The 25815-nt window shown below is 52.2% G+C and carries 21 protein-coding genes and 1 tRNA gene; 13 read left to right on the top strand and 9 right to left on the bottom strand.

Annotated elements, in window-relative coordinates; translation table 11 throughout:
• Nucleotides 1-50 precede the first annotated feature (50 nt).
• Nucleotides 51-2900, top strand: a complete 2850-nt coding sequence (locus H5P27_RS15630) for a protein kinase family protein (protein WP_185661370.1) — start codon at nt 51-53, stop codon at nt 2898-2900.
• Between the two features lie 16 nt (nt 2901-2916).
• Here the strand turns inward: H5P27_RS15630 and H5P27_RS15625 are convergent, their stop codons facing one another.
• Complete coding sequence (locus tag H5P27_RS15625) at nt 2917-3684, bottom strand: hypothetical protein (protein ID WP_221774745.1); 768 nt, start codon at nt 3682-3684, stop codon at nt 2917-2919.
• Between the two features lie 212 nt (nt 3685-3896).
• On the opposite strand from H5P27_RS15625, the gene H5P27_RS15620 reads away from it, so the two are divergent.
• The 3 genes from H5P27_RS15620 (at nt 3897) to H5P27_RS15610 (ending at nt 8408) form a co-directional block, all read left to right on the top strand.
• Entirely contained in the window at nt 3897-5780 is a 1884-nt protein-coding gene (locus H5P27_RS15620) for a vanadium-dependent haloperoxidase (RefSeq protein ID WP_185661368.1), read from the top strand.
• Nucleotides 5781-6278: 498 nt separating this feature from the next.
• On the top strand, nt 6279-7166 hold the full coding sequence (locus H5P27_RS15615; protein WP_185661367.1) for a polysaccharide lyase: 888 nt from the start codon (nt 6279-6281) through the stop codon (nt 7164-7166).
• A gap of 267 nt (nt 7167-7433) precedes the next feature.
• On the top strand, nt 7434-8408 hold the full coding sequence (locus tag H5P27_RS15610) for an NAD(P)-dependent alcohol dehydrogenase (protein ID WP_185661366.1): 975 nt from the start codon (nt 7434-7436) through the stop codon (nt 8406-8408).
• 100 nt (nt 8409-8508) lie between these two features.
• Here H5P27_RS15610 and H5P27_RS15605 read toward each other — a convergent pair whose 3' ends face one another.
• A complete protein-coding gene (locus H5P27_RS15605; RefSeq protein ID WP_185661365.1) occupies nt 8509-9351 on the bottom strand; it encodes a hypothetical protein in 843 nt (280 codons plus the stop codon).
• Between the two features lie 514 nt (nt 9352-9865).
• Nucleotides 9866-10420: a phosphoribosyltransferase gene (locus tag H5P27_RS15600; protein WP_185661364.1), complete on the bottom strand. Its 555-nt coding sequence runs from the start codon at nt 10418-10420 to the stop codon at nt 9866-9868.
• Between the two features lie 66 nt (nt 10421-10486).
• Here H5P27_RS15600 and H5P27_RS15595 point away from each other — a divergent pair, with 66 nt between their 5' ends.
• Entirely contained in the window at nt 10487-11056 is a 570-nt protein-coding gene (locus tag H5P27_RS15595) for a phosphoribosyltransferase (RefSeq protein WP_185661363.1), read from the top strand.
• Nucleotides 11057-11114: 58 nt separating this feature from the next.
• Here the strand turns inward: H5P27_RS15595 and H5P27_RS15590 are convergent, their stop codons facing one another.
• Nucleotides 11115-11549: a MarR family winged helix-turn-helix transcriptional regulator gene (locus H5P27_RS15590; RefSeq protein WP_185661362.1), complete on the bottom strand. Its 435-nt coding sequence runs from the start codon at nt 11547-11549 to the stop codon at nt 11115-11117.
• A gap of 107 nt (nt 11550-11656) precedes the next feature.
• Between H5P27_RS15590 and H5P27_RS15585 the strand changes: the two genes are divergently transcribed.
• The gene (locus tag H5P27_RS15585; protein ID WP_185661361.1) at nt 11657-12130 is read left to right on the top strand and encodes a DUF2798 domain-containing protein; all 474 of its coding nucleotides are present in this window, start codon (nt 11657-11659) and stop codon (nt 12128-12130) included.
• 43 nt (nt 12131-12173) lie between these two features.
• On the opposite strand, the gene H5P27_RS15580 is transcribed toward H5P27_RS15585, so the two are convergent.
• The gene (locus H5P27_RS15580; protein WP_185661360.1) at nt 12174-14168 is read right to left on the bottom strand and encodes a T-complex 10 C-terminal domain-containing protein; all 1995 of its coding nucleotides are present in this window, start codon (nt 14166-14168) and stop codon (nt 12174-12176) included.
• Between the two features lie 371 nt (nt 14169-14539).
• Between H5P27_RS15580 and H5P27_RS19985 the strand changes: the two genes are divergently transcribed.
• The 4 genes from H5P27_RS19985 to H5P27_RS15565 all read left to right on the top strand — a co-directional run bounded on the left by H5P27_RS19985 (nt 14540) and on the right by H5P27_RS15565 (nt 19715).
• Nucleotides 14540-14671: a hypothetical protein gene (locus tag H5P27_RS19985; RefSeq protein WP_281384358.1), complete on the top strand. Its 132-nt coding sequence runs from the start codon at nt 14540-14542 to the stop codon at nt 14669-14671.
• A gap of 196 nt (nt 14672-14867) precedes the next feature.
• Nucleotides 14868-15398, top strand: coding sequence for a hypothetical protein (locus H5P27_RS15575; RefSeq protein ID WP_185661359.1), 531 nt, complete (start codon nt 14868-14870; stop codon nt 15396-15398).
• Between the two features lie 23 nt (nt 15399-15421).
• Nucleotides 15422-17491, top strand: a complete 2070-nt coding sequence (locus H5P27_RS15570) for a hypothetical protein (RefSeq protein ID WP_185661358.1) — start codon at nt 15422-15424, stop codon at nt 17489-17491.
• Entirely contained in the window at nt 17475-19715 is a 2241-nt protein-coding gene (locus H5P27_RS15565) for a tetratricopeptide repeat protein (RefSeq protein WP_185661357.1), read from the top strand. The genes H5P27_RS15570 and H5P27_RS15565 overlap by 17 nt, the downstream gene beginning before the upstream one ends.
• A gap of 119 nt (nt 19716-19834) precedes the next feature.
• Here H5P27_RS15565 and H5P27_RS15560 read toward each other — a convergent pair.
• Nucleotides 19835-19908: transfer RNA gene (locus tag H5P27_RS15560), tRNA-Gln, on the bottom strand.
• Nucleotides 19909-20037: 129 nt separating this feature from the next.
• Here H5P27_RS15560 and H5P27_RS15555 point away from each other — a divergent pair.
• Nucleotides 20038-20568, top strand: coding sequence for an NUDIX domain-containing protein (locus H5P27_RS15555; protein WP_185661356.1), 531 nt, complete (start codon nt 20038-20040; stop codon nt 20566-20568).
• Here H5P27_RS15555 and H5P27_RS15550 read toward each other — a convergent pair.
• Entirely contained in the window at nt 20565-21485 is a 921-nt protein-coding gene (locus H5P27_RS15550; RefSeq protein WP_185661355.1) for an endonuclease/exonuclease/phosphatase family protein, read from the bottom strand. The two genes, H5P27_RS15555 and H5P27_RS15550, sit on opposite strands and share 4 nt — an antisense overlap.
• Before the next feature lie 10 nt (nt 21486-21495).
• On the bottom strand, nt 21496-22740 hold the full coding sequence (locus tag H5P27_RS15545; protein WP_185661354.1) for a M48 family metallopeptidase: 1245 nt from the start codon (nt 22738-22740) through the stop codon (nt 21496-21498).
• Between the two features lie 131 nt (nt 22741-22871).
• Between H5P27_RS15545 and xseB the strand changes: the two genes are divergently transcribed.
• Together xseB and dxs are read left to right on the top strand one after the other, a co-directional pair.
• The gene (xseB, locus tag H5P27_RS15540; protein WP_185661353.1) at nt 22872-23117 is read left to right on the top strand and encodes an exodeoxyribonuclease VII small subunit; all 246 of its coding nucleotides are present in this window, start codon (nt 22872-22874) and stop codon (nt 23115-23117) included.
• Between the two features lie 73 nt (nt 23118-23190).
• Entirely contained in the window at nt 23191-25113 is a 1923-nt protein-coding gene (gene dxs, locus H5P27_RS15535; RefSeq protein WP_185661352.1) for a 1-deoxy-D-xylulose-5-phosphate synthase, read from the top strand.
• 72 nt (nt 25114-25185) lie between these two features.
• Here the strand turns inward: dxs and H5P27_RS15530 are convergent, their stop codons facing one another.
• A complete protein-coding gene (locus H5P27_RS15530; protein WP_185661351.1) occupies nt 25186-25686 on the bottom strand; it encodes an EVE domain-containing protein in 501 nt (166 codons plus the stop codon).
• Nucleotides 25687-25815: the final 129 nt, after the last annotated feature.

Raw genomic sequence — 25815 nt, 5'->3', positions numbered from 1 at the left:
TAATTGCCTCGTCGCTACCCAAGTGGTTCGACATTTGCTCTTGAAAGGCAATGCCTCACCCCCTCGGCGATAGTCCTGAGATTCCCGACTATATTCTGCTTCGAAAAATCGGAAGCGGTAGCTATGGCGATGTATATCTAGCTCGTGGAGTTACTGGACTTTTTCGTGCTGTAAAAGTCGTCTACAAAAGCCGTTTCCCTGACTCGGTTCCATTCGAGAGAGAAATGCGTGGACTAGAAAAGTTCGCTAGAATTTCGCTCATCGAAACGAGCCAGCTCGCAGTCCTACATATCGGCAAAAGTAATGATGGCAGCTATTTTTACTATGTAATGGAGCTGGCAGATGATATCGTCAAGCGCCAGGAGATCGAACCGGAAAACTACAAGCCACTAACCCTCCGAGAACATAGCGAAAAAAAGCAGACGTTGGCTATAAACGATTGTCTGCGAATTGGTATTCAACTGGCAACAGCTTTAAAATCACTGCACCGCTACGGACTTGTCCACCGCGACATCAAGCCATCGAATATTGTATACGTAAATGGAATACCTAAACTTGCGGATATCGGACTCGTGGCTCAGTCCAGCCAAGAGTTGAGTATAGTCGGAACGGAAGGATACCTAGCTCCCGAAGGACCAGGCTCTCCACAAGCGGATCTGTTTGCGTTGGGGAAAGTACTCTACGAAATAGCGACCGGTCTGGATCGAAAACGCTTCCCGATGCTGCCGGATAAACTCTCGAGTCATCCGGAACAATCCCTACTCCTCGAATTCAACGAAGTCCTACTGAAGACATGCGACCCAAGAATGGAGAAACGTTACGCCGACGCAGCCGACTTGCTAGACGCCTTGCACTTAATCCAAGCAGGCAAATCCCTGAGACGGCTGAACTTCGCAGAGAAGAGTCTAAAGACAGCGGCCAAATGGATTACGCTTTTGGCTGTTGTCGCCACGATCGCCGTCAGCGGAGCATTTCTTGAAAGACGGCGGGCGAACGCATCCGAGAAACTTCTCCAGTATGCCGCCGCCCTAACACAGGCCAGATCATCCATTGCCCAAGGAGACCTCGGTTTCGCCCGAAATCGACTCAGACTCGGTAAAGAGCTACGAAAAGCATCCTCCGATGGCTTCGAATGGAGGGCACTCAACATGCTAGCACAAGGCACTGGTTCGACGCTTTTCCGTCCGAAAGGTCCTCGTATCATGAAATTGGATTCGACATCCGATGGACAGCTCTTCGCCGTCCATGACTACAGTACTGACGTAAATGTATACAGCACAGAGACGTTGGAACAGATTGCTACCATTTCAGGGGTAAGCGAACTTGGTGGAATCACTCCGAGTGGTAGTCATATGTTTGGAGCAAACCTTAGCGGCAGAGCTACCCTTTGGAGTATTGAGGCTGAGCCGATAATCTCAATAATTTGCGATGATGAAGGCCGCTTCCGCCCGCTAGGCATCGACCATTCAGAAACATGTTTCGGCCTTATAGACGGTCAATCAAACAAGCTCGTTCGCATTCGCCCAAAGCACCGACCACAAATTCTCAACTTAGCGCTTCCCAACCAAGACACCGCCCAATGGCAGCTCTTTCGTTCCGCCGTATCTACGAAAGGAGAAACTATCATAGCTTGGGTGTCCCTAGTTGAGGCGACACCCAAATTTCTGGTGACACATGCCGACTCCAAGTTCTCGGCTTCGAGTCAATACCTGCCCGATAGGCCGCACTCTGTCGGTTTCGACGAGACGGGCCCATGGATTTGCCTAGCCGAGGAAGGTACTTTGCTCCGCAAATCCAACGAAAAGCAATTTGAACCCGACAAGTCGTCTCCTTTCCCTGCGTTGACAAGTCATCGAGTGATCTTACCTGACGGAGCCGAGATAATAGTTCACGCCGAGAAAGCAACCTTTCGTCATTCCGACAAGAACACCATCCTTGCAGGCCACGCCTCCGATATCACGAGTGTTACTTCAACGGGGACCGTGTTCATCACCGGCAGTGAGGATGGCGAAATACGAATTTGGCCCCTGAATAACATCGAACAAAAACAAGCCAGATTTCAGGCATGGAATGCTCACGGCAAATATGAACTCCTCGCATTTACCCATGATGGTCGTATCGCAGTGCGCTCGGGTGAGAAAGAATGCGCCATCCTGAATTCTGATACGCTCGCACTCGAGACGACCAAACCAGGCGTTTTTGATTTCTTGGAAAAAGCAGATGGTACCGAAATCGCCCTCAGCTCAGATGGCATAGTCCTTCTCGAGGATACGAAGTCAGGAGAGGGGTCCATAATCCAGGAAGGAGCCTTTCTTCGAGTTTTTAGTAGCCCCAATAATCGTGCTGATTTCGCGATATCAAGTAAAGGATCCCTCTATCGGATCAAGGGTAACCAAGTGACTAAACTCAACTTACCATTCGATTGGAGTTCGATTGTCTCAATCGAAACCGAGGATAGCGGCTCCTTCGTTTGGGCAGTTGACTCGTTTCGCACACTTTCACTTTGGGACTTGAACTTGAACAGCCAACGTTGGGCCATCGACCTTGGTGCACTGTCGCCCGAAATAGTATATAATGCTGTAGATGATACCTTGTATATCTTGCTAAGCAATGGGCAAGTCCAGCATCGCGATGCCCAAACGGGCGATCTCCTCGCCGAACAAAGCACGGGGTCTCCTTCCCCAGAATGTCTTGTGATTTCCCCATTAGAAAATCGACTGTTAGTTGGCGGTCGTGAGGGACTAATACATGTCTTGTCCCTCGATCAATTAGCCTACTTGGCAGCGTTACCCGTAACCGATTCGCTCCCCGTCCATACTATCGCCCTCAATAAAGACGTAACCCGACTCGCCATACTAGGCAAGTCGGGTCCGGTTAGGGTAATTAAGGCGGATTATTGAGATTTTAGCTTCTATCTTAATTTTGCCCACCAGACAGGGGCTGCGGAGGGGTGACGTCGTGATTCGTCTTTATACTGGAAACCGAAAATTCCGCCTCCCCGCAACCCCCAAGTCCAAGATCGCCGCATCTCCGATGAATCTTCCTGAATGACTTTGCAACCATACTAAATTTCGCATCTCCGCCAGACGAAGGCAAAGATACTTCTATAAAGGAAATGAATTTTTCATCGGGAGGGTTTGGTCCCACTGGAGAGTTTCCTGGATGGCAGTTGTCGAGTTTTCCATTCTTCTCGCACAGAAATTTTTCCCATTCTGCCTGATCAGTAAGGACGTATTCATCATACTCACTTTTTCCGATCGCGTAATACAGTTTTACCGTACAATTTCCAGCGGGTTGCTCTAACTCGACTTCAAAGTTCCTTCCCTGCACTCCCAGAGTGTACAAACTTATTGGTTTCTCAATATTCGTTGTAATATCGATCACGTATTTCATTCCTGATGGATCAGCCAAAGGAACCGAAATACATTCAACAAAATCGCTCCCCTTCCTAAAAGTCGCTATCGTACTGGCTTCTACACACTCAAACACTTGATGATCAATATGGTCGGTAGAGTCTCCAGTTTGCATCGGGTCCGTTGGATGAGACTTTATCGGATGAGCGATCATCCAAACAGGAAGGAGAACGCTAACTAAAAATCCTTTCGCGATTAGCATAAAATCAAAAGCAGAGGATCGATTTAACAATTGGATTCGTATATTCATGATATTTTCAGGCAATTTCATTCACAGTAGATAACGCTCCGAGTGCAGGAACCTTACAATGAAATCAGTTTTTTAATTCATATCTAAAATTCAAAAAACATCCTATTTCTCAAACCCCTTAAATATAGAAATACGAAAATTTGTAAGAAACCGTAATCGGTCACGTTTAACTGGGCACACAGTTCGACCTCTGGACCTAGCAGAGCTCAACACCTGAACCAACCAGCCAAAATATGAAATCACGTGCCCAACGATCCAATGAAACGCGCGTCGCAGCTACCGACTTAGCTGCGTCTCGCCCTCTCCCAACACACACATCAAACGGCGAAGAAGTTACGTGTAGAATAGATGGAAAACCTTCGCATAGCGCTAACTTCACCAAAGGACTTCCACACAACTACGAAACCGGACTCGCTCTAAACACTATCGACTACGAGCTTTTCGTCAAAGGTATCGATTCTGGCGATCCCGAGGACTTTGCGAAGACTCCGCTGGGACCAGCCGCTAGAGGCAAGCTTGAAAAAAAGCCTATCTGTCCGACAAGGACACTCATCGGTTGCGAAACAACAGCCGATGATCTTAAAAATATCTGGAAATCCGACCTCGGCAAGAACGGTCCAGAAGTAATCGATCCACCGCTATGCGAGGGAGATGAGCTGAATCCAGCCGATCCGACAAAGGGTATCTTCAAGTACGAAGCAACCAAAGTCAGAGCTTGGGAGAGTGCCGGAGCGGGACATCTTTTCGACCTCGAAGGTCCAGACGCCCAATCAGTCACGATGCCTCCAGCACCCAGGCTCGAATCTCCAGAACTCACCATTGAAATGGCCGAAGTCTACCTTCAGGCCCTACTTCGTGATACGCATCTGTCGAATCTAAACAACATCCCTGGAGGCGATAGTACACAAGCCATACCTAGCTGCAACGACTCCCACGTCACAGTTGAGGTGGCCGATGAAATCTTACTTGCCCTCGGCTCCAAACGTACAGGCATCGGCCTATTTCGCGGATTAACCAAGGGTGACCTAGAGGGCCCTTATCTCTCCCAATTCCTGCTCGCAGGCAATAAAGGCATCAACGGAAAGCCGAACGGAAGAGACCGCTTCCCCGGGACTGGCGAAATTTCCTACGGAGCCCTCAAGGTTTCCCAAAAAGTCAAAACCGCCAAGCCCTGTATCGACTACCTAACTACATGGGAATCTTGGTTTGATGTGCAGAACGGGGCTGACTTCCGTGGTTATGAAACCTATATTTCCGATCCGGACTACAGATTCATTACTACTCCCAGAGACCTCGCCACCTATGTCCACTACGACGCTCTTTACCAAGCGTATCTGAATGCCTGCCTGATCTTGATCGGAAACGAAGTACCCTTCGACCCTGGAATCCCCTATCAACGAGATGACCGCTACGACAAACAACAGGGATTTGCGCACTTCGGTAGCCCGCACATTCTAAGTCTCGTTTGCGAAGTCGCGACCCGCGCTCTAAAAGCAGTTCGTTTTCAAAAGTTCAATATCCACCGCCGACTCCGCCCAGAGGCTCTCGCCGGTCGTATCCACGCTCAAATGACAGGAAAGATCAATCTGCCCGAGATTGCAGTTCTCGTGGACAGATTACAAGAGACCGATCTACTCGACCGCGTAAAGGCTCACAACGCCGCTCGCAACCCGGTCGGCCCTCACCAAGGAGACTCTAGCGTCGGAGACGAATCCTATTTGCTACCCATGGCTTACCCCGAAGGTTCGCCCATGCATCCTAGCTACGGTGCTGGACACGCCACTGTTGCTGGTGCTTGCGTGACAGTTCTCAAAGCATTTTTCGATCATGGACACTCTCTAGGAACCACTGCCTACGAGGCGGACAGTACAGGTGAAAAACTCACAGCTTTGAACCTCGCAGTTCCACTCACCGTTGAAGGTGAGCTCAACAAGCTCGCTGCAAATATCTCGATCGGCCGCGATTGGGCAGGAGTACACTACTATTCAGATTATAAAGAATCTCTTCTCATGGGTGAAAAGATAGCGATCGGGATACTTGAAGAACAGAAGCTTTGTTTTCCCGAGCAATTCCACCTGGATGTCCCTCTTTTTGAAGGAGGCACCTTACGGATCTAGCTATTTCATAATTTTAAGTAGAGCAGCCAACTATTGGCTGCTCTACATGTACTTTCCCCTGCAAAATCCAGCGCTCCAAAAATCGACTGGAATAAATGCGCAGAACACAGATTGCTGAACTGGGATACAGCCAACTACCTAGGAATCACCTCAAAACGCCTGCCCTTTCGATTCTCATTGCCCTGATCGCCGCATCCGTAGCCCCGCGTAAATCCGCATTTACGAGACCTCCCCTCCACCTTTACAGCGAAACAGATCGGGAGCGACATTCGTCACACCCCTCTATTCAAGGGTAAGATTGACCTAGAATTCGAGTGATAGAGCCTCTCACATTTTGAAAAAGAGCACCTAACTCACGGCTAAGCCCTCCTTATAAGCTCTAGCCCAAATTTGATCTGGCAGGCGTCCACCCTATCAAAGCTCATTTGCTTTGCAGAAATGGGTAACCTACGTAGACAGTTACAAGGCACAGGATACACCGTAAAACCGAGGAACCCCATGAGAGCCATCCTATCAGTATTCGTATTCTTACTACTAGTAAAGCTCAGCATAGCCGCAGGGGGAGACGTGAATTACGCTGAGCCGCTACTACAAGCGCGTGACGACGTGATTTTCTACGGAGGATTTGATGACGCTTTCAATACCCCGGAATGGGAAAAGGCTTGGGGGTTACAATGGGTCAACCGTGGCGAAACGCTCTCACTCGCGGAATCAACTATCGATACTGGGAAAGCCTTGCGCGTCACCTACCCCCGAGACGCTGTCGGCCCCTCGCAAAGTGGAACCCAATTCCCCATCGTTCTGGACGATATCGACAACATCGAGCAGCCCTACCATCGAAGCCTCTACCTCCGCTACTATGTTAAATTCGAGCAAGGTTTCGACTTCCGACTCGGGGGCAAGCTGCCCGGCCTAATGGGAGGAGCCGACTCTTGGAGTAGATCCGGAGGCAACCAACCGGACGGAACCAACGGCTGGACCTTGCGCTTCATGTGGCGGCAAGGCGGCGAACTCGTCGTTTACGCCTATCTGCCAAAGAGCAAAAACGGGAAATGGGGTGAAGATAAATGGGGACAGGATATCGAAACCGGCTTCACCGCCAAATCCGGACAATGGATCTGCATGGAGCAATACGTCGACATAGGAACTCCCGGCCAAGATGATGGCGTATTGAAAGTTTGGATAAATGGCGAAGAAAGGCTCAGCATCCAAGACATGCGTTTCTGGGATATCGAAAACGACCATGGCAAAATCGGCGGCCTCTACTTCTCCACATTTCACGGCGGAAATACTCCCGAATGGGCCCCAAGCGTAGACAGCTTCGCTCTCTTCGATGGGCTCGTTCTATCCACCAAACGCGTTGGCCCCTACGCTGTACAGGACTAAAACATCGGAGCACCCTAACAGAGGTCGGAGATGTTTTTTCGATCCTCACTCCACTCAAGCACTGACATGTTTAAGGAGCTTTGGAATCAATAACATTCTCAGGTATCAGCAGCGGACTTTTTCGTGGCCAGGTCGCCGACCGTAACTATCCCGACTCCCCCAAAGGCAAGCGCCACCATCTAGCACGGTTTAATTCCTGCTAGCAGCATGCAAAGCCAAAGATCCAAGCCTAGGCGGTCGGAGCCGCACAATCCTTTCCCTGAACAAATGAAAGCTGTCACTCTTCGCAAATACGGTCCTCCGGAGAATCTGTCCGTCGAACAGGTTCCCGATCCTGTTCAGAAGGAGGGGCACCTGCTCGTTCGGGTACGGGCGGTTGAGGTTACCAAGGCGGACTGCGAGATGCGTTCTTTCCGATTCGCCGTAAAATGGTTTTCATTGCCACTGCGGCTGGCCTTGGGCATCCGAGCTCCACGGAACCCGATCCTGGGTGGCTATTTCTCGGGGGAAATCGTTTCGGAGGAGCCTGCCGACTCACGTTTCAAAAAGGGAGACTGCGTCTTTGGCTGTGCAGGAATGCGTTTCGGTGCCTATGCCCAATTCCTGTCATTGCCTCGCAACTACACGATCGAGTCCAATCCCAACAACATCTCCTTCGCGGAGGCTGCCAGCATTCCGCTCGGCGGATTAAATGCCCTGCACTTCATAAACAAGCTGAATCCGGCCAAGGGTGAGCATCTACTCATAAATGGAGGCGGAGGCAGCATCGGTCTCTTTGCCATCCAGATCGCCAAAGCACGCGGAGCGGAGGTGACCGTCGTCGACAAAGCCAGCAAGCGAAGCGTCATTGAGCAAGCGGGTGCGGACCATTTCATCGACTATGCCCAAACCGACTTCACCCAAGAAAGCACGCGCTACGACGCGATGCTTGACATGGTCGTAAGCAGCAAACTTAGGCAGTGTCTCAGCGTGCTCACTCCCGGCGGACGCTACGCCAGCGGAAACCCGAAGTTTTCCGTCCTGATGAAGTCGCTTTTCAATCGCCTCTACTCGAAGCATCCGATCTACACCGCTTTCGCTGCGGAGTCTCCAGCCGAGCTCGCGGAACTAAAGGCGCTGGTCGAAGCCGGAAGCATTACCTCGCTCGTTGATACGATCTACCCCATGGAGGAAGTCGCGGAAGCCCACCATCGAGTGGAATCCGAAGAGCGAAACGGCGCCATCGCACTCGAGATCGACTAGGTGCGACACGGCGGTCGCACCCTACCTGATCCTGCAATGTTAGGTGCGACGCGGCGGTCGCACCCTACCTGATCACGTGCTAGCACGCTCCTACCGGATCTTAGAAGCCGCGGGGATTGCGGCCGTGGGCGCCGCGCATGCGCTGCTGTTTCGGCTGTGGCGGAGTTTCTAGCTGGAGGCTGTACCACTGGTCGCCAAATCCGGCGTTGGAGAAGCTCTTCACGCGGTTGTTGGAGAGGTGTTCCCAGTTCCGGACAAAGACCTCGGATCCGGTGGCGTCTTTGGCTTTAGCCAAGACGCGGCGGGCTTCATCGGGCTCGCCAGTCTTTACGTAAATCCAAGACATCACCGCGTAAAGCAAGGTGCCGCGTTCGCCGCGGAGCCACTTGAGCTGACGCTTGTAAACCTTTTTTGCTCCCTCGATATCGCCATTGGCGTAAGAGCGGGCCATTCTCATGCCTACCGCCAAGGGATCCATCATCATCGGACCTCTGAGGAAACCGCAGCCAGCGAGGATCTCGTCCACCGTTTCGAACTCCTTGAGCTGATAGTTGAACTGTAGGCGCATGGTCGCGATTTGGCGGCCCATCATGGGAGACCATTTGCGGAAGGGCTCTAGCCCTTTGGTGATCTCCAGTCCCTCCTTGAACATGGCCCGTTGGTCCATCTCGAGCTGGCGTTGGATCTGTTTCACGTTTCCGCCCGGCTTGTTCTGGAACTGCTGCACCTTTCGCTGCATGCGTCTCTGAGCAGCTTGCATGCGGTTTTGAAGCTCGTCTTGGACCTTGGAGCTCTTTTTACGGACAAAGAACCCAATCAGCAAAAACGTGGCGAGAAATCCGAAGAAACCGAGGGTGACTATCGCCCCAATGCTTGAGTTGGTGGCGATCAGGGCGCCAGCAATCACGGCAGTGACGAGAGCAGAAATGAGAATCGAGAGCATGTTTTGAGACCTGTTGTCTGATAAAATTAAACCTAAGGGGATTTTCCAAAGAGCGGAGAGATAAAGAGGTCAATCTGCAATGGCTCAAGCCGCAAATCGGACCAAAGCGCGAGAACGGAAGGAGCTAAGCATGCAAGCGCAAGATTCCCCTACCTAGAACCCGCCCCAATCCGGGAACCATCCAAACCGAACCGCTGCGCGTCAAAGGAGCGGTTCGTTATTCTTCGGGTCGTTGGCGAGCTGGAGAAATCGCTCGTTGTCGCGCAGCTTGCACCAGTCGAGGCTGAAGTCTGATAACAACCTTCCTCTGTCCGGGATATCTATGGCCGGGCGCCGTGGAACAAGAGGGATTAGAAAGTTCACGCGCGCGATCCTTGGCAAGGTGTTACTAGCGTGGGAGATCTGCATCGCAGTCATCTAATCAAGAGCAAAAAGCGGGTAAACCGAGATCTGTATCCGCGGAGCAGTTGTTTGCCTAAAGCGGTTGTCCACGGTAGGGAGATTCACAATTCCCTCAAATAGCGGCGGCTGGCTTGTTTAGCCGGATCTCTTCGGGGGTAAGGCCTTTGAGTTCGTAGGGGAAAACCAGCCATTCGTCGGTAGTGTGCAGGAAGTAGTTAGGCTGCACGTCGGCTCGCTTAAAGTGGGGACGATGCCAGAGCACTGCCGTTTGGGTCTCGGCGGGATAGTTCCGTTTCAGTTTGTTCTGCAGACGCATCTGCACCGCTCGGATACTGTGGCCGGAGCTACAGACATCGTCGACGATGAGCAAGCGATCGTCGGCATTGAGATTCTCGAGCAAATACTGGGTCCCGTGCACGCGGATGTTTTCCGGGGCGTCGATCATGTCCTGGTAACCGGGCAGACCTTGGTAGGAGGTGCGCACAGAAAAATGATCGGTCTCGACTCCGAGGGCTTGCAGGCACTCTTGCACGTAAATTCCCACGGAGCTTCCGCCACGCCAGAGTCCAACGATAAAGGTGGGACGAAAGCCGCTTTCGAAAATCTGCACTCCGAGTCGGAAGGAGTCTTCAATGATAGTTTCCTCGTCTAAAAATCGCTTTTTCATGGGTCTTGTTGGGCGGGAGGCAATTAAGTCATTGGCTTTTCCCTCCTCCGTCGATTTCAAAAAGACATGGAGAAGCTTTTTCTAACTGCTGAGGGCCTTTTGGAGGATTCGTGGAAGCTGGCGGCCAAGGTGCTGCAAAGCGGCTTTCGGCCGACCTTTATGATCGCTATCTGGCGTGGCGGCGTACCGATCGGCATCGCGGTTCAGGAGTATTTGAGCTACCACGGAGTCGAGACGGATAATATAGCGATCCGGACTTCCTCCTACTCTTCCGGAATCGACGAACAGAACCGTGAAGTCAAAGTGTACGGCATGACCTACCTGGCTAAAAAAGTGCAGCATGAGGATAGTCTGCTCATCGTGGACGACGTCTTCGACAGCGGCAGGTCGGTCGAGGCAATTATAAGCGAGCTCAAAACCAAGACCCGCTTGAATATGCCGCACGATATCCGTGTCGCGGTTCCCTACTACAAGCCGGCCCGCAACCAAACGGACCTTGTACCCGATTATTACATACACGAGACAAGTGCTTGGCTGAAGTATCCGCACTCCATGGAAGGCCTCACGAAAGAGGAAATCCAAAAGGACCGCCCCAAGCTTTACGAAATCCTAAAGGACCACCTGCCCAGTTCCTGAGCAAAAGACACCGAAGGAGCTCTGAAATGGAGGCTCAAGCCTTCGTTATCCGAGGTTATCAGACCTGGGCGCCATGAAGATCCTCCAGTAGGCTGCGAAGCGTTTGCACATTCTCGTCTCCGATCCTCTGGCGTATGCAATCTTCCACAGCACGCTTGATGCGGTCGTAACGCTTGCAGAAACCGCGCCCCTTTGCCGTCAGAACGATGTGCTTGTCTCGCCGGTTGCCAGCGGGATTCTTCAAATCTAGGTAGCCTCGCTCGCGCAGTTTTAGGGACGTCTTATGAGCCGCTTGTCGCGAAATGCCGAGAATACGCGAAGCTTCGGCGATGCTTAAGTTTTGATAACGGCTTTTGGCGAGCAAGTGCATCTCGCTGTGGCTTACCTCTTCGTTCCCTTCCTGAACCCAGCGATCCTCCGCAATTCGTCGCATCTTCGCATGCGTTTCGCTGATCAGGTCGATGAGGGCTAAGGATTCCTTGCTTGGTTCCATACAGTTCTCGCAAAAAACAAACACAAAAACATATCGTCAACTTAATTGACAATTAACCGGCCGAGACTATCACCGCAAACGAAGTTTAATCAGACACGTAATTCGATATGGGTAGCACTCCTTTTCAAAGAACCGTTTTCACGGTGGTCATCTGCTTTTTCATGGTTCTGGGCATGACCGCCTACAATATCCTTTTGGCAGAGGGCTACTCGGAGGAATTTCCATCCATTCTCTTCAAGGAGTTCTGGCTGGGCTTTGCTATCGCTTTAACTATCGATCTACTTTTGGTTTCAAAAGTCGCCAAGCCACTGGCCTTCCGAATGATCTCCAAGTATCAAATACAGCGGCTTCCCGCGAAAGTCATTATCATAAGTACTTCGATGGTTGTCGGGATGGTCATTTGCATGTCACTGTATGGTTCAGTGTTGGCTGTCGGGTTTACACCTGCGATCACAAGCGTCTATTTCCGAATCGTACTTCTGAATTTCGTAGTCGCTTGGCCCTTGAATTTGATATTGGTCAATCCATTAGCTCGCCTCATCCACCTAGGCCTATTCCCGCAAAGTCAAGAAAGGGCCTGATGTCGCAGGTGGACTGAGGCGAGAGCTGTCTAAGGTCGCGCTATCAACCGCCGGGATTCGTCACGTTTTCGATATCTTCGAGAGTATCCAAGGCTTCATTACGCTCTTCACGTATCTCATCGCTGATACCGGTCGGGTCAATCACGGCTTCGGGACCTAGGTTACGTTGGCCTCGCGCGGTAGGATCTATAAAGACCGGTCCGGTATTTTCGCCCCCTTTGTTCGGGCCGACATCGGGGACAGAGCCTTCTCCCTCTCCGCCAGCGCCGGGCTGGCCTACAACTCCGGGAGCTCCACCGCTGCCGGAACCTTTGCCTCCGGGTCGAGTGCTCTCAGGTTCGCGCCCTTCGCCTGTCTTGCGGGCCACGAAGGCGTCCACAGTGTTCTTAGCGCCTGCTTGATTGTACCCGCCTGGGCCAAGCGATTGCTCATTGGCACCCTCTCCATCCGTTTCGCCTTCACCGCTATCTCCCGAGTCATCACCGGCATCGTCGCCACTGTCATCAGTACTGTCGTCGCTAGAAGATCCAGAGTCGTCGTCATCTTTTGAAGAGCTTCCACTGTCCTCATCCTTAGACTTGTCATCCTTGGAGTCGGAACTGGAGGAGCTGCTACTTCCGCTGGAAGAACCGCTACCTTGACTGTCTTCATTCGGGTTCTTCTTCGATGTACCTTCAACGCTAACGGTGCTCCCACTTTGACTAGGACGAAAGAGGACCTCATCCCCATCCCGAATGCCGACAGTGTCCCCTTTTTCATTTACGTAAACGTAAGTTCCATCTGGATACGAGATACCTCCCTTGTCATCCACGGTACCTAAGGTTCCGTCGGGACCTCTGGCAAGTACTTCATGACCGTTTGAAAGCTGGTAAACATCGTCTACTGAACCATCGGCATTCTCGTGCGTGCCTAACTTTGGAGCGCTCCCACCATTGAATCCAACACCAAAGCTTGGAGGTGGATTCATGGTCGTGGTCGAGCCATCGGGGCGAGTGGTCACCGTGCTTCCATCTGGAGCGACATGTACTGTAGTGCCATCTTCGTAGATAACGCCTCCAGTACCATCCGGCCTTCCCTCCCCGCCCTGACCGCTTCGAACGACTTGTTGTCCATTCGAGAGCGTGTATGTGGACTGACCATCGCTCGACTTCGACAGCTCGATTCCGCCCATATCGGTGCCTTCTCCGATACTTCCAAATCCTGACTGCTCAGGTGCCGCTCGACTGCTTTGCGTCCCATCGGCTCGCGTCACTACCGTGTCGCCATCTGGCCCTACACTAACTCGCGTGCCGTCTTCATAGACCACACCGCCTTCGCCGTCAGGTTTGCCTGCGCCCCCTTCACCCTCGCGTAGAACCTGCTGCCCATTCGACAAGGTGTAAGTCGGAACGCCTCCACTCGATTTAGAGGGGACCACTCCTCCTGGATCTACTGCAGCGCCCCCAGTTCCGTCCGGCTTAATATCGGAGACGTCCTTTGGTTTTTTGAACGGGTTTTCTGCGATCCCGCTAGATGCGGAGTTCGATACCCCCGGAGAGGCTGCGCCCATACCGCTGCTAGCGTTACCACCGGCTGATTGAGCAGGCGGAATCGCACCGACGCCAGCCACATCCCCCTTACCGACTCCAGGTGTTCCAATCGACTGTGGGCCGGCAGTGTCCTTTTTGTCCAAAAGGTCTTTGGCTTGGCTAACCAAACCGAAACCAGGCTCGCTCTGGAACAGCTCGATCGCGCCAATTTCACTCAATTCCTCGAATACGGAAATGAGCTTCGCTTTCTCAAAAACCGCTACCGTTCCGTCATCAGAGGGCTTGAGAAGCTTGCCAGTTTTATACGAGACCCAACCATTCCCAAGGAGACGAGCACGGTTGCCGTCTTCGTCGACCGCCGGAACTTGAACTCCGTTGGAAAGAATCAAAACCGCAGCTCCATTCGCCAACTCCTTGAGCTGGGCTTTGGCAGACGACTTGGAAGTTTTCGAAACAATGGTCTTAATTCGTTTCTCCAGCTCGGCGTCATCCGCTTTCGTATTGCTCATCTGAGCTGGCAAAAGACTACACAGATATAGAGTGACGGCGACAAAGCCAGCAGTCCGGCCTATCGACATACATAGGTTCTTCATTGGATTCCTTTCAGTTGGGTATCAGCAGGGATAAGGGTTTGGATACGCGGGTCACCCGTAACAGTGATGACTCTATCCAAGCTCTCAGCTCCCCGGAAGAATGCAACGACTTACTAATCGGATCGATTAAAATCGTTAATCCTCAAACCTCTGCTCTTCAGTGACTAAGCGGCAAACAAGGGTATCCCATTAACACCCGAGCACTAAAGCCCTGAGTCTCTCGATGTGGAGAACGGATACTCCGAAAGCAACCCCTTCGAAGGGCCAAGTGAGTATCCAAAACACCGATGGACTGGCGACCTTTCGCCTCACTCGTCGGAATGAAACTGATGCTCCGCCCAGTCGATGAAATGCTGCATGTTCGAGCGGTCTTCATGCCAGCCAAAGTGTTGCCGCTAGGCCAATTCGCCATCGATTGAGACTACCCTCGAGCCCGTTTATCCCCTCTCTAAGCACGTCCGTATTTTCGCTGAATTCTGTAAAGAAGTTTACGTTTTCACCTCCGGTGCCGAATTAGGGCGAGTGCTAAGTCCAGCCTAGGAAGCGGCCTCAACGCGGGTTGATTGGGGATTCCGTCGTGTTGGCTTGGCAGACTGACAAAGTGAGCGAGGAGTCATGAGAGAGGAATTTGAAAACTGGGTACGGAAGGCACTGTCGCAAGAATCGGCAAGCACACCTGCCGTTCGCAAACGAGTCTATGGAAACCTGAGAGTTCGTTTACAGGAGAGCTTTTCCCAGAGAAGCCCTCTCCCAACACAGGAGGAAATCGAGCGTAGCTACTCGTCTCTCGAGGCTGCGATCGAGAAGATAGAACTCGAAATTCTCTCCAACAGAAGCGGTTCTCAAACCGGAGCAACGTATCCAAAAGAAGCTCCACCAGCTCACGCTTCCGCAACAGCAAAAGCCCGCCCGACAAAGAAAAAGGCAGCTAAAACCAAAGGCAAAAAACTACTTAGCGAAACGAAGGCGAAAAAGGCTGGCGGCGGCAAATTCAAGAGCTGGCTATTCGGACTCGTTTGCGGATTTGCCGTATTCTACGGATGGCAACGCTGGGAAAAAGCGAAGCTGGACGAGGCTGTCCGCAAGATCGATATAGAAGAAGGAGACGCCCTTTGGAAAACGATACGGAGAGTTCGGGGCCAGTGAACCTGCGGCGCCGGAGCGGACTCATGCGAACGGTGAGAGCTTGGCTGACACTCGCCCTTTCAGCGTACATTTTATCCTGTGCGAACGCGGCTCGCTACGCGTCCGCCGACGCGGCACGGGCCGATTTGGCGAGAATAAGTGCGAGCGCTAAATCCCTCATCAGCGATATTGATCGGGCTAGAGCAGCCGGGAATGAAGCAAGAGATGCATTGCTCGCGCACGAGAAGCAGGGTCCCGAGGTTCGATCCTTGGAGAGAGAGCTGAGGCAAGCGAAGGAACGCCGATTCAACGATAACCAGTATCAGAACGACCTCTATTCGAACGAGAAGAAGTACAAGGAAAACTACGCCAAGGCTTCCAAACAATTGGCCGAATTCGTAGGAGATCGCTCTGCTCTCGATCGGGCGGAACGAGCGGAGCGAAATGCAAGAAGCGCTCTTAGTAGCGCCGAGAGCTATAAGAAACGGGCGATCAAGGAACTGGAAGAAGGATATTACTGTAGCAAGTGCAATCGGCCTGCCAGCCAGATCGAAAACGAGGAAAATTTGACCTTTCGAGAGCACCTGAGAAACGTATCAGGAAGATCCATACCAGCTGGAGCTTCGTTGATTCAAAAGAAGACTGCAGAGTTCAACAAAAAGGTATCGGCCGCTCGACAAAGCCTCGAGAAAGCTCAGTTGGATCGACAATCCAAAGCCCAAGCCTACGAGCAGTATCGGCAGACCGAAATTTCCAAAAAGCAAAGTGCGCTCAAACAGCTGCAGACGAACTACCGGGAAAAAGAGGCAGAACTGCAAGACAAGTTGCAAAACGCTCAGGCCGAGTTCGATCGAAAGAAGAAGTCGGATATCGATTCGCTAGAGTGGAAGATCAAGAACAAATTGAGAGACTATAACGATGAGCGCGAGCGCTTGAGGGATTCTGTGGCCAGAGCGAAAAAAGCGGAAGGAAACCTTCGCCACCGTATTCGCATGCTGGATATTGAAGCTGATGCTGCACAATGGGAAATCCGCTTTTACGAGGGAATTGCCAGACGCAAGGCAGCCCGTGAAACACAGATTGCGAAGCAGGAAGCGGTGAGAGCTATACGGGAAGCGAAACGAGTGGCTCGAGAAGCCGAGCTGGCTCGAATAAAGGCCCAAAACAAGCAGGCGGTTTCCGTGCGCAGGATCCCCTACTCTAGTTTTCAGCCCGCCTACACAAATAGTAGTTCGTCCTCATCGAGCCGTTCAACGAAACGCGAATTAGAGGAAGCGCTCGCTAAAGCAAAGAAGCGGGAACGGGCATTGGTACCCCAACCTGTCGAACCCCCCCCGGTGGCGACAAATCCGTATAGTGTCGAACAGCAGAAGAATATCGCCAAAGCAAAAGCAGACTTGGAAGAGTCGATACAACATTCGCTGCCGTTCGAAGAGCTTGTTCCAGAACCTGCCATCGAGCCGGTTTTTGAATCGGATACGAGTATCGATATCGAGGATACCGTTATTGTCCGAGAAGACTATAGCGAAACCTCTAGAAAAGAACGATATCTGGAATCAAAACAACTCGTGGCAGATGCGGTGCGACAAGCGATCGATTTCGGAGCAAAGGTTGAGCTGGAGGACGGCATCGAGGATGAACTACTGGAAATCGGAGCGATCAGCCACTTCGATATCGCCCTCTATCGTACCAAAGAAACTCTGATCGATGCAGGGCAATTCGCGAAAGACAAGGCTCAAGAAGCTAGCGACTACACCAACGAAAGCCTGCACAAAGCGGAAGCTTTTTTCGACGAGAGTATGGCAGTAACTGGTTCGTATCTGAGCAATAAAATCGAATCTGCGAAAAAGAAACTGAGGGTAGAAAGAATTTTGGATACGTTCCTTCCCGATTCCATTGAGGAAATGAATGCAGAGTCAGAGTACGATGGTATTGACTCAAACGAGTACGATGATCTTAGCGAATACGAAAAAGATTCCGAACGGTTTTTTGAAGACAATAAGCTGATCATACCCAGCCCAACCCACTTTAGCCGTTTTACTAAGGGATTTTCGGATACTTTCAAAAAATGGGAAAAGACATTTCTAGAGACCAACGATGACACGGAGGAATAAAGTTAAAATGGGCGGGCGAGGACATTACATTATCCGCAACTGGTGTGTGGTTACTATTATTTTCCTGGCTGCCGTTTCCGGGATTCCATTGCACGGCAAAGTCACCCGAGAGGCCGAGAACCAATTCGCTAGAGCAGTGATAGATTATTTATCCAGCGGTGATGTGGCGGAGGCTAAGAGTGCTTTTAGTGAATTAGCACAGGCGTATCCAGACTATGCTGACCCTCTTTTTAATCTTGGCCTACTCGCTTCTGCGGATGGAAACCGAAGCGAGGCAATCGACTATTTTCAACGTTTCCTTGATTTAGCTCCCGGCCACGAGAAGGCAGTCGAAGCCTCCGGGCGCTTGATGGCGCTTAAAGTCACTGATGAAGAACGCTTCGCGATGCTACTAGCTGAGGCGAACGAAAGTCTCGAAAAAGGAAATACAAGCGAAGCATTCTCATACGCATCGGAAGCCCATTCCATCGAGCCTGATCGCTGGGAAGCTCCTATTTTGGCGGCGAAAGCACTAATAGTCGAAGAGTCTTGGGATGAGGCGCTGACCTTCGTGGAAAAAGGAATCGAACTATCGTCCGACAATATCGAGGTACAAATGGAATTGAAGACGCTCCGTCATAATTTGAGCGGCCGTCTTGAGATTCAAACCGCTCTGGATGAAGCGGCTGGCTTGGAAAGCGAGGAGAACTACCTCGAAGCCGCGGTCGCTTACGAGAAGGCGGCGAAGCTACTTCCGAACGGGCCGACTTACCATTTGGCTGGCCTGAACTACCTGATGGTGGATCGTTGGGAGGAAGCTAAAAAAGCCTTTGAACAGGCGATCGATTTGGGAGACGAAACGGTCGCGGAGGAAGCTCGGGAGCAATTGAGATACGTCGAACGACAAATTGGGATCAAAGCCGCAGACGCTTTGCCGGAGCATGTCATAGATATGCCCGGAGTGGCCTCTTTCGAACAAGGCCTGAAAGCTCTGTACTTCGGTGATACGGAACAGGCGCTGACCGCCTTCGAGGTTGCCATCGCCCAAGTCCCGGTGAATCCGATGTACGCTCGCTATTTTATGATGCGAGGCACGGCTCTACTTGAGCTGGGAGAAACGAAGGCGGCCTTGGAGGACTTTAACCGTGCGGCGATTATTGAGCCGAATACCAAAGGCCTCTATTGGGTGCGTGCCCTCGCTTACGAAAAGTTGAATCGCTACGACGACGCCGAGTCGGACTACCGTACCATATTACGCAATGGAGACGATGCGGAAGCCAAGGTTTCCATCGCACGGCTAATGTTGAGGCAGAAGCGTTATCGTGAAGCGGGCAACGAGGTCGAACGGATCGTTCGCGGAGACAGTTACCATCGAAAAAAGGAAGCATCACAGGTTTGGGCAGCGGCTGGTCGCGGTTTGGATGACAAATCTATGGAGATGGAGGGGCTTGCCTGGCTAAGCCGTGAAGGGCTAGCGAGCGAATCCGAAGAAAAGCGCCTTCTCAAGCTTAGGAGCTCATGGGTTTTGGTTATGACACCTGACATGCGGGGGCAGGATCAAGGTTACGATGACTTTGAGGGTAATCCGCTAGCGAGCTTCGAGAGGCTCTGGAATCGGGGTAGCTGGGTGACAAACTATACCTACGATGCCTACTTCGATAGATGGGAAATAGTGGATACAAGAGATCGTGTCTACAAGGACCAGATCGCGAGCTACGAGGAGAAATTTCCCAGAGATTGGATACAAGAAGGGTGGAAGACCGGCTACCGGATAACCGGAGTGGAACGATCTCGGAGCCATTGGTTGGTGCTCATGTCGAGCTTCGACTACCAAGGAGGCGAAACCTATTTCTTTGCAGATAAAAACGAGTTGAAGGCCAAGCTCGATGAGAGCTCCGCTAGAGGTATGCGTATCCAAAACGTTGTGTACGAGGGCCCAGACTGGTTTGTGGTGACCAATACCAAAAGTAAATTTGGGGAAGAAGTTTGGAATTTGGCAGATTCCTTCCCAACCGAGTGGATTCGCAGACGCCAACTGGAAAACTACTACATCAAGAACCTAGAGTACGGCGGCGGACAGTGGTTTGTTGCCATGGGCAAAGGTCCCAAGAAAGGCGAATGGGATAAGCGTCAATATTACCTGAACGACGCCGCCTTCCCTACGGGCCATATCCAATCGGATTGGAGAGAGGGCTACCGCATCACGGAGTTAAACGCAGTCGTAGAAGATATCCCGGAATTGTAGGAAGAACGAATATTCCTTAATGGACGAAAAACGTCCCCAAAGCCCGGAATGGCCATAAAAAGGATCATCTAAACAGCGTTTTAAAACGCCAACTTCCTAATCTACAGTGATTTAGGAAGTGGCAGCCTCGCAGGGACTCGAACCCCGACAGAAGGAACCAGAAACCTTAGTGCTACCATTACACCACGAGGCTGTCAGATGAAGAGCGACAAGTTACGAGGCGCGTTTACGAAATCAATGAAAATACTCTATTTTCTTCGCCCTTTTATCCCAAGGCCCCTCGAGCCTTGCACTTGGATACGCAAATCGCCTTGGTCGTGGCGTGAGCCTAAAACCTGTTCCTGAGCATTTCAACTTCTGCCCGAGCTGCGGTTCCTCGAATATCACCTTCACTGGCGGCAACCACATCGCTTGCTCGGACTGCGACTTCGGCTTGTATTTCAATCCGACCAGCTCGGCCGGAGCTCTTATCTTCGATAAGTTGGGGAAACTGCTGGTAATCGAGCGGGCCCGCGACCCGAGCAAGGGCAAGTATGGCATCCCGGGAGGGTTCGCAGACTTCGGGGAGCGCCTGGAAGAAGTGGTTCGCCGCGAGACCAAAGAGGAAACAAACCTCCATATAGAGTCGGCAACTTTCTATGCCTCCTTCCCGAACCGCTATGCTTACCGCGACGTCCTCTACCAGGTGACAGATACCTATTTTATGGCCACTGTGGACTCGTTTGATTCGCTTTCGGCAGAAGAATCTGAGGTGGCGGGAATCCATTTGGTCGACCCGAGGGAGGTCCCCTCCGATCAATGGGCTTTCGAATCCCTGCGGGCGGTTATGGAAAAATACCTTTCCGAGCTCTAGTTTAGAGAAAGGTCAACCCAGACCAGCCGGTGGTCGCTGCCTGCGAAGAAATCCGGATCCTGATGTATTCCGCTTCGCGGGGCGTAGGTTTCCTCAAATCCCGGCGATACGAGAATGTAGTCGATCAGCGTATACGCAGCGTCTTTGCGGTAGAAATGAGTCCAAACCAAGCCGGATTCGTCTTTGGCTTCGAGGATGGAAAAGAGCTGCTCGTCTCCCTTGCTCAGAAATCGACGCAAGGGCGCGGAACTCCGGTAGTCGTTCAAGTCTCCCATCAAGAGTAGCCGACTTTCGGAAAAATTTGGGCATCGGTCCAAGATTCTGTCGCGAGCGGCTTCGGCCTCCCTCGCCCGCCGCTCCTCCGATTGATAATCCCGCTTATCGCTGGTGTATTTGCTTTTTAGATGCAGCGTGAAAAGAGAAAGCAATTCCTGGCCAGGGGCTGAGATTTGTAGCTCCAGCAGACCGCGTTTCACCTTCCGTTGTTCGCCAAAGAGTGAAAATTCTAAATCTACATGCGGAACGGGCTGCACCTGGAGTTCTTCTTTCCAGAGGGCTCCCAGCATTCTAGTGGAGTCGTCCGCCACTAGTACATAACGGTGATGGTAGCGAAGCCCTTCGCGGGCTAGATCCAGCTGCAATTCCTCCAGCATCGCGTCGCCACCAATTTCCTGAACGACGAGGATATCGGGACGAACCGACAATATGGTTTGCCTAATGCGTTCCTTTTCCGCCTCCGGCTTAGGGTAGTCGACCCGAAACTCACCCTCCACCACTCTGTCCATACAGAGATAGTTGCGTAGGTTATAGGTGGCTACCCGCAGCCTCGGTTCTCCGTAGGTAGCGGACAGAGAAATCGTCCAGACCAGGGCGACCAACAAGAGTCGAGAGGTGGCCAAGCTTCGGATTCCCGGCATGGTCGTTCCCTTAGCCTGCGGCTTTCATAGCGGCCTCGCGCTCGAGCAAGGTGGGATGAGAATAGTGAAAACCGCTGTAGGCGGGATGAGGCTTTAGGTTGCTCAAGTTCTTTTCGCTCAGGCTGCGCAAGGCCCGACTGAGCGGTTGCCAGTCCCCGACTACATCGCGAGCGAAGGCGTCTGCCTCGTATTCGTGTTTACGTGACAAGACGTTGAAAAGAGGGCTAAACCAAAAGGTAAAGGTGCCACCCAGCAGTCCGAAAAGCAAAAATGCGATGCCCGTGTCTGGTTCGGTGAAACCAAAGGACTCAAAAAAGGCTTCGTTGGTAGCGAGGTAGCCAACGATCGCGAATCCAAGAAACATCATCACCGCAGAACTGGCTATCATCTTAGGAATATGGCCCTTTTTGTAATGCCCAATCTCGTGAGCGAGGACAGCTTCTATCTCCTCCTCGCCCAGCTGTTCGATCAGTGTATCGTAGAGAACGATACGACGGAACTTTCCGAAACCTGTAAAGTAGGCATTCGAGTGGGCAGAGCGTTTGCTGCCGTCGATTACCTGGATCGCCGAGCAATGAAAGCCCGCTTTCTCGGACATTGCCATGAGGCGAGTTCGCAAGGGACCTTCTTCGAGGGGAGTGAGCTTGTTGAAAATTGGGATGATGAGCATCGGATAGAGGACCATCATGACCAACTGGAAACCAAACATGATCCCGAAACCATAGACCCACCAATACGTGCCCAGCCAACCGACGATACTGATCAGCAGCCAGAGGAGCGGAAAACCGATAATAAGACTTACGAGGGTGCCCTTGATCTTATCCATTATCCACAGCTTAACGGTGCTGCGGTTAAAGCCGTATCGCTCCTCGATTTTGAATTGCTCCCAGTATTCTAGCGGCAAGCCCGGGATGCTCAAGGCCGACATCAGCACAATCAGAAACAGGGCTGAACTCCAGGCGGAGTTGCCCATGGCTTCCGTCCAGAGCCCGAAGACATAAGGCAAGAATCCGCTTAGTATCACCGCTAGCAGCAAGACCGCATCGAGGAGTAAGCCAAGAGTGCCGAAGCGGCTCTTCTCCAAGGTATAGGCATTGGCCTGTTGGAATTTTTCTTCGCTCATCACCCCTTCCAACCCCGCGGGGAGCGACTCGGAGTTTTTCAGGACCTGAGAGCGATTCAGGGCATCAAGCACCAGCTCCGCTACCAACTTAGCGGCCAAAGCCACGACAAAAACCATTTCTATGGAGGACATACCCTGCCAACTTCCCGCTTCGGCCACCTCCTGTCGAGCGCAGACTTAGTCGGAAAGGAATAAGCGGATCCCTCGAGAATTGGCATTTCATTTCCTTGTACTGCAAAGACTTCGCCTCATAGTCACCGGCTGTGACCACCAAGAAAAAGGAAACCATAGCGTCCTTCGAGGAAGGATTGGAGAAGCTGGAGAAGCTGGTAAGCGAGATGGAAGACTCGAAACTGCCCCTCGATAAGCTGATCACGCACTATGAGACGGGAAACAAATTGCTCGCCCAATGCGATCTGAAGCTGAAAGAGGCCGAGAAAAAGATCGAGATCCTGAAGGCCAAGACCGAGTCAGGACCCCAATTCGAGCCGCTGGACGAAAAGCAATAATTCGCTAGAACGTCAAAACTATGGACAAGCTGAACGTAATCCCTTCAGCTTCGCCCTCTTTCCCTTTGTAGCTTTGAACGACGACACACAGACAAACGCTCCGGGCCAAGCCTATCCGATCCTCAGCCGGATCCAGGGCGCCGCGGATCTGAGAAAACTTAGCCAGGAAGAGCTGGCAACTTTGGCTCAAGAAATCCGAGATCGCCTGATCAAGGTCACGTCTATCAACGGCGGACACCTAGGGCCAAACCTTGGCGTGGTGGAACTGTGCATCGCCTTGCACCTCGTATTTGACACGCCGCAGGACCAATTCGTTTTCGACACCTCCCACCAAGGCTACGTGCACAAGCTTTTAACTGGCCGTAACGGTCCGGAATTTGAAGGCATCCGTAGTTCCGCGGGACTCAGCGGATTTCTCTCTCGGGATGAGAGCGAGCACGACGCGTTCGGGGCTGGTCACGCTGGGACAGCCCTCTCCGCTGCGGTGGGCATGGCGGCTGCCCGCGACGCTTTGGAGTCTGATGACCATGTGGTAGCAGTCTGCGGCGACGCGGCGTTCACTTGTGGCATCACCATGGAGGCTCTTAATAATGTGGCGGAGTCGACCAAGCGCCTGATCATAGTCTTGAACGACAATGAATGGTCGATCGCCAAAAACGTAGGAGCTATTTCGAAGTACCTCAACGAGCTGATCACGAATCCAATCTACAACCGCCTCCATCACGATGTCGGTTCTCTACTCAAAACGGTACCTGGCGGCGACCAGCTCGTAAAGCTCGGCAAAACCGCGGAGCGTGGCTGGAAGAGCATGATGGTTCCCTCCTCGCTTTTCGAGAAGTTTGGCGTCCGCTACTTGGGCCCGATCGATGGGCACGACCTCCCGCAAGTCACTCGCTATCTGGAATTCGCCCGCGAATCGGATGAGCCGGTCATCGTGCACGTAGTCACCAAAAAAGGAAAAGGCTACAAGCCCGCTCTGGATTTCCCAGAGCGTTTTCACGGCACAAGCCCATTCGCAATTTCATCTGGAAAAACCAACGGCAGCTCCAAGCCAACTCCCCCGAACTATCAGGACGTCTTCGGCAAGGCCATGGTCCGCTTTGCCCAAGCCGATCCCAAAGTAGTAGGCATCACCGGAGCTATGCCCTCGGGAACCGGATTGATTCACCTCAGCAACGAGGTGCCCGATCAATTCTACGACGTAGGAATCGCCGAGGAACACGCCGTACTTTTTGCCGCCGGCATGGCCACGCGGGGCATGCGTCCGGTTTGCGGAATCTACAGCACCTTCCTGCAAAGAGCTTTCGACCAGGTCATCCACGACGTATGCCTGCAGAAGCTGCCAGTCGTCTTTTGCATGGACCGGGCCGGACTTTCTCCAAACGACGGAGCGACCCACCACGGTTTGTTCGACATCGCCTACCTGCGCATGGTGCCGAATCTCATATGCATGCAACCAAAGGACGAGGACGAACTCGTCGACATGATGCATACCGCTCTGAACCAAGATTTGCCCGCCACAATCCGCTATCCAAGAGGAGCGGGCGAAGGGGTGGAAATGAAGACAGAGCCTCAGACCCTTCCTATCGGCAAGGCGGAAGTGATTTCCGAGGGGAGCGATGTTGTTATCTGGGCTCTTGGTCCCATGCTCAAGGACGCCCAAATCCTGAAAGAGAAGATCGAAGCGGAAGACGGGCTGAGTGTAGGGATCGTCAACGCTCGCTTCATCAAACCTTTCGATAACGAACTTTTCCTCAGCCAAGCGAAGTCTGCCAAGTTGGTCGTTTCCATGGAAGACGGCGTTCGCAGCGGCGGATTCGGTAGCTTGCTTTCAGAGACCTTGATCGACGAATCAGTCACCACTCCGATGGTACGCATCGGGTGGCCGGACCAATTCGTTGGGCATGGCGACGGAGTTGCCGACCTGCGGGCCCAAAACGGGCTCGCTCCCGAGCAGATATTGGCCGACGTGCGAGCCAAATTGCCCAAGGCGTAGCTTCATTCCAAAAACCGAGCGGGCCACCTCCGAGCAATCGAGGGTGCCCTTCTGATTTGGATACGGTCTGGTCTAAAGCGATTTCAGCTCTTTGGCGGTAAGTCCGCCGAGTTTGCAGACGATTTCGAAATGCTTCTTTTCGACCGGTTGGATCGACAGGCGTTGTCCACGCTTCACCACCAGCATGTCTTCGAGCTCTGGAGTTTCCTTGAGCTCCTTCAGTGTAACCAGCCGCTTGAAAGGCATCTTCCATTGGAAGTCCACCATGAGCCAACGCGGATTGTCCTTGGGAGACTTTGCGTCGTAGTAGTTGGAGCTCTCGTCAAATTGCGTATGGTCAGGATAGGCCGATTCGCTAGCCACGGTCACCAATCCCACAGCTCCGACATTTGGGCCCGCATTGGAATGGTAAAAGATGGCGATGTCTCCCTTCTTCATGTCGTCCCGCATGAAGTTGCGGGCCTGGTAGTTGCGGATACCGTCCCAATGTTCGGTCTGGTTTTCGCACTTCTCAAGATCATCGAAACCGAAAACGTCCGGCTCGCTTTTGATTAGCCAAAATTTCTTCGCCATCGAAAAGCTGTGTTAAGGTTGTTCGGCGATCTCAAGGAATTTCTGGACTAGGTAGAGCTCGGGAGCAGGCTATTCGGCTATTCCCGACAGTATGAGGATGGGATGAAACATAGTCTTGATTAGATGGTC

Origin of the sequence: Pelagicoccus albus (genome assembly GCF_014230145.1) — a bacterium.
Taxonomy (GTDB): domain Bacteria; phylum Verrucomicrobiota; class Verrucomicrobiia; order Opitutales; family Opitutaceae; genus Pelagicoccus; species Pelagicoccus albus.
Note: the sequence above shows the minus strand (reverse complement) of the source record. Positions and strands in the feature narration are given on the sequence as shown.